The organism is Salinimicrobium oceani (assembly GCF_012037645.1).
Genome location: NZ_JAAVJR010001650.1, coordinates 1 through 284, shown reverse-complemented (window position 1 = coordinate 284; position 284 = coordinate 1). Strand labels below are relative to the sequence as shown.

The 284-nt window shown below is 44.0% G+C and carries 1 protein-coding gene; it reads left to right on the top strand.

The features are described 5' to 3' along the window. The coding region (locus HC175_RS23465; RefSeq protein WP_168140130.1) for a helicase HerA-like domain-containing protein at positions 1-284 on the top strand (284 nt) is incomplete at both ends.

Here is a 284-nt window from a genome sequence, read left to right as displayed (position 1 = left end):
GGGGGCGATCTTTTCTTTGGGGAAAAATCTTTTGAAGTTGAAGACCTACTTCGAAAGGACAGCAATGGTGCCGGGTACCTTAATATTTTAAGGTTAACCGATATTCAGGATAGGCCCAAACTTTTTTCCACTTTCATGTTGAGCCTGCTGGCCGAGATCTACAATACCTTTCCCGAGCAGGGAGACAGTGACAAGCCAAAGCTTGTGATGTTCATAGATGAAGCTCATCTTATTTTTGAACAGGCCTCTTCTGCCCTTCTGGACCAGATAGAAAGCATTGTGAA